The sequence below is a fragment of the Klebsiella sp. 10982 genome (assembly GCF_048589245.1).
GTDB lineage: Bacteria > Pseudomonadota > Gammaproteobacteria > Enterobacterales > Enterobacteriaceae > Klebsiella > Klebsiella quasivariicola.
Genome location: NZ_JBMAXV010000108.1, coordinates 1 through 1,932, shown reverse-complemented (window position 1 = coordinate 1,932; position 1,932 = coordinate 1). Strand labels below are relative to the sequence as shown.

Sequence of the window (1,932 nt, the reverse complement as noted above, 5' to 3'; positions counted from 1 at the left end):
AGCAAAAAATTAGATACAGGAACCCCTGTCCTATTTTTCCTAAGTAAAATTTATGTGCGCCAAATCCACCAAGGAAGAATGCTAATAGCGCGGCTGCGATTCTACTTTTTTCACCTGAACCTGAAGAGGCGTTTGTGGCTCCGCAGTGCGGGCATGACTTTGCTGTTTCGTGTATTTCCTTGCCACATCCTCGGCAGTAAACCATTGAACTCATTTTTTATCCTCGAGCTTATTTTAATTGGGATCATAATATCCGATGTTTTATAACGATGTGTATCCTATGTGCTCAGATTGGATAGATTTCCATTACGGTGAAGGATCTTCTTGAGATCCTTTCTGTGGCGTCGTAATCTCTTGCTCTGTAAACGAAAAAACCGCCCTGCAAGGCGGTTTTTCGAAGGTTCTCAGAGCAGCAACTCTTTGAACCGTGGTAACTGGCTTACGAGGAGCGCAGTAACCAAATCTGTTCTTTCAGTTTAGCCTTAACAGGCGCATAACTTCAAGACTAACTCCTCTAAATCAGTTACCAGTGGCTGCTGCCAGTGGCGATAAGTCGTGTCTTTCCGGGTTGGACTCAAGATGATAGTTACCGGATAAGGCGCAGCAGTCGGACTGAACGGGGGGTTCGTGCATACAGTCCATCCAGGAGCGAACTGCCTTCGCGGAACTGAGTGTCAGGCGTGGAATGAGATAAACGCGGCCATAACAGCGGAATGACACCGGTAAACCGAAAGGCAGGAATGCGGGGGAGCACGAGGGAGCCACCAGGGGGAAACGCCTGGTATCTTTAAGCCGCATCGGGTTTCGCCACCACTGATTTGAGCGTCAGATTTCATGATGTTTGTCAGGGGGGCGGAGCCTATGGAAAAACGGCTTCGCCGCGGCCTTATCTCTTCCCTGTTAAGCTCCTTCCTGGTATCTCCCAGGAAATTTCCGCCCCGCCTGTAAGCCGGCACCGCTCGCCGCAGCCGAACGACCGAGCGCAGCGAGTCAGTGAGCGAGGAAGCGGAATATATCCTGTACTACATATCCTGCTGACGCGCTGGTGCCGCCTTTTTTCTCCTGCTACATGAAGCACTTCACTGATTTCCACATCCGTGCCAACATAGTCAGCCAGTATACACTCCGCTAGCGCTACGTGACTGGTTCAGGGCTGCGCCCCGAAACCCGCTAAAAGCTAATGACGCGCCTGCGGCTTGTCCAACGCCTCACGGCACCGGATTAAAATCCGCTCCCGTTCACCGTTTCTGACTGCCTTTCACCGTCGCTGGCGCTTCATCGTTTCTACTGTGTCTGGCAGACTGTGCTGATTTATTCTGACTGGAGAACGTTATGGCCAGACTGACAAACTTGACGCCTGCAGAGAAAAAATTTCTTGATGATGCTGTTGCCGCAGCTGAAAGAGCGTCAGGTAAAAAGCTAAATCAGCCTAACCGGCACATCGTCCTGAACAGAGCGCGTGCGCAAATTGAGTTGCAGCGTTACGCCGACCGCCAGCGTGCATTACGTGAGGATGAGCGGCAGCAGTCCGATTTTGCCTGGTCACGTCCGCGCGCGCCGCGCCGCTGATTTTGGCTTTTGGCGGTTTAGTGGTGCTGACGCTGCGAAATCACCTGCCATTCACCTGCGTGCATAGCCATGCAGTCGCGCAGAAATCATCAGGGGCGTTTTTCCGGGATACTGGTGAGGAAAGGTGCCGGAAACGGCCCTGATGCGGCAGGATTGCGCTGAGGGCGCCTGCGGTGGTGCGGGCAAGGGATGTTATGTTTAATCGGTCTGACCGTCAGGTACAAAAAAAAGCCCTTAGGGGGCTTTTTTTTGCTATGAGTTAGCCATATTTTCGTGCGAATTTTTCATCGGAATCGCATAGATAAATAATAAACTCAATAAACGCGATGATCGCGGGTATGAATGTCCAGCAAAAAATTAGAT

At 51.2% G+C, this 1,932-nt stretch carries 2 protein-coding genes; one reads left to right on the top strand and one right to left on the bottom strand.

What is annotated here, in order from left to right; genetic code table 11:
* The coding region (locus tag ACKLKD_RS27765) for an NINE protein (protein ID WP_420062008.1) at positions 1 to 214 on the bottom strand (214 nt) is incomplete at its 3' end.
* Between the two features lie 1,118 nt (positions 215 to 1,332).
* On the opposite strand from ACKLKD_RS27765, the gene ACKLKD_RS27760 reads away from it, so the two are divergent.
* Complete coding sequence (locus tag ACKLKD_RS27760; protein WP_012772745.1) at positions 1,333 to 1,569, top strand: hypothetical protein; 237 nt, start codon at positions 1,333 to 1,335, stop codon at positions 1,567 to 1,569.
* The last annotated feature ends 363 nt before the right edge of the window (positions 1,570 to 1,932 follow it).